Annotated in this window: 2 protein-coding genes; both read right to left on the bottom strand. The window is 67.9% G+C overall.

What is annotated here, in order from left to right; all coding sequences use genetic code 11:
* Positions 1 to 37: 37 nt before the first annotated feature.
* Entirely contained in the window at positions 38 to 1,474 is a 1,437-nt protein-coding gene (locus HET64_RS38145) for an amino acid permease (RefSeq protein ID WP_215111805.1), read from the bottom strand.
* Positions 1,475 to 1,818: 344 nt separating this feature from the next.
* Positions 1,819 to 2,430 carry a DUF2017 domain-containing protein gene (locus HET64_RS38140; protein ID WP_215111806.1) on the bottom strand — a complete coding sequence of 204 codons (612 nt, stop codon included), beginning with the start codon at positions 2,428 to 2,430 and terminating at the stop codon, positions 1,819 to 1,821.
* Positions 2,431 to 2,483: the final 53 nt, after the last annotated feature.

Genomic DNA, 2,483 nt, shown 5'->3' with positions numbered 1-2,483 from the left:
GTCCGGGAGGGGGGCGGTGTGGGGCCCGCCCCCGGGGTCAGTGGGTGTTGGCGGTGGTCTTCTCCGGGGTGCGTGACTGGAGCACCCGGTAGGAGACGAAGAGGATGAGCGCCCACAGCGGTGCGCAGTAGAGCGAGATCCTGGCGTCCTTGTCGATCGCCATCATCACGATGACCATGCCGATGAAGGCGAGGGCGAACCAGCTCGTGTACGGGGCTCCGGGGGCCTTGAACGAGGACTGCGGCAGCAGGCCCGCGTCGGCCATGCGGCGGTAGCGGATCTGGCTGACCAGGATCATGATCCAGGCCCACATGCCGGAGATGGTGGCGAAGGAGACGACGTAGTTGAACGCCTCGCCCGGCCACTGGTAGTTGATCCCCACGCCGACGAGCATCAGGGCGGCGGAGAACGTGGTGCCCACGAGCGGCAGGCCGTTCTTCGTCAGCTTGGTGAAGGCGCGGGGGCCCTGTCCGTTGAGGGCGAGGTCGCGGAGCATGCGGCCGGTGGAGTACATGCCGGAGTTGCAGGAGGAGAGCGCGGCGGTGAGGACGACGAAGTTGACGATGGCGGCGCCGACGCCGAACCCCATCTCCTCGAAGGCCTTCACGAACGGGGAGACGCCGGGCTTGAAGGTGGACCACGGCACGACCGAGAGGATCATGATCAGCGCGCCGACGTAGAAGACGGCGATGCGCCACGGCACGGTGTTGATGGCCTTGGGCAGCACGGTCTCGGGGTCCTTGGACTCCCCGGCGGTGACGCCGACGAGTTCCACGGCGAGGAAGGCGAACATGACGATCTGGAGCGTCATGAGCGTGCCGGTGATGCCGTTGGGGAAGAAGCCGCCGTCGTTCCAGAGGTTGGCGACGGTGGCGGTGTCGCCGGCGTCGGAGAATCCGACGGTGAGGACGCCCGCGCAGATCAGGATCATGCCGATGATCGCGGTGACCTTGACCATGGAGAACCAGAACTCCAGCTCACCGAAGAGCTTCACGGAGATCAGGTTGGCGCCGTACAGAATGACGGTGAACACCAGGGCGGACAGCCACTGCGGAATGTTCCACCAGTACGTCATATAGGTGGCGGCGGCGGTGACTTCGGTGATTCCGGTGACGACCCAGAAGAGCCAGTAGGTCCAGCCGGTCACGAATCCGAAGAACGGGCCGAGGAATTCCCGGGCGTACTCCGAGAAGGAGCCGGAGACCGGGCGGTACATGAGGAGTTCGCCCAGGGCCCGCATGATGAAGAAGATGACCAGGCCCGCGATGACGTAGGCCAGGATGAGGCTGGGTCCGGCCCGGTCGATGGCTTTGCCCGCGCCGAGGAAGAGCCCGGTGCCGATGGCTCCGCCGATGGCGATCATCTGAATCTGGCGAGCGCCCAGACCGCGCTGGTATCCCTCGCCACCGGTCCCGGCGTCGTCGCCGGGCCGGCCCTTGTCTACCTGTCCCTCGTCGACCTGCGCCGATGTCATGGTGATGCGCCTTTCTCCACGCCGATCCGCGCCTCACAAGGCTGCGGATCAGGTCCTGATCCCCCCGGATATGGATGGAGTGCCGCCGGCGTTCGGCCGGTTTGCGGCGCCCCCGGGAACAGGGGTGGCGTCCCCGGGCGGTCGTGAAGATTTATCACGGCCGTCACGGGGCACGGTGGGACATTCTGTGGCGCAGGACACAGGAAAAAGCGGGCAAGGGGTTCTGTCCGGCACGAAAAGGCCGGACGGCTTGGTGCGATCGTTATGCGGATCTGAGCGTCCGTTGAGCGAACGAAGGGCGCCCGTCCCGGCGCGGCGGGGGGGCGCCCTCTCTGTTCACGGCATTACGGCATAAGCGCTTCGACGAGCGTTTCCTGGAGTGCGCCGAGCCAGAGGTAGGCCATCACCATGGGCTTGCGCGGATCGGCGTCGGGGAGCCGGTACAGCGAGCCCTCGCCGCCCTCGTCCTCGTCGGAGACCTCCAGCCGGGTACCGATGGTCAGGCGCAGGTCGTTGAGGGAGCGCAGCCAGCTGCGGCATTCGTCGCCGCTGAGGGTGAGGACGGCGCCGCCCTCCCCGGTGGGCGACAGCGCGTCCAGGGTGCGGACGACGGCGACGGCGTCGTCCCGCTTGCCGGAACGCAGGTCGTTCTCGGTGAAGCGGCGGAACTCGGAGGACAGCTCGCGGAGCTCCTCCTCCGGCTTTCCGCCCTCTGCGGGCCGGTCGGGGCCGCCGTAGGCGTCGGGGAAGAGCCGGGCGAGCGCCGGGTCGGACGGCGGCTTGCTGGGGCCCTCGGCGAAGAGGGCGGCGAGCGGGTCCTCGCCGTCGGCGGGCGTCTCGCCGGGGCCGATCAGTTCGAGCAGCTGGACGGCGAGGGAGCGCAGGATGGAGATCTCGACCTCGTCGAGCGCGACGGCCGCGCCGCCGCCTGGGGTGGCCTCGAAATGGCCGGCCATGGATTCTCCGATGGTGGGTCGAACGGGGCGGGTGCTGTCTCTTATACACATCT

Source organism: Streptomyces sp. McG3 (assembly GCF_018619185.1).
In the GTDB taxonomy this organism is placed as follows: domain Bacteria; phylum Actinomycetota; class Actinomycetes; order Streptomycetales; family Streptomycetaceae; genus Streptomyces.
The sequence above is the reverse complement of the archived record's forward strand: the minus strand, read 5'-3'. Positions and strand labels throughout refer to the sequence as shown.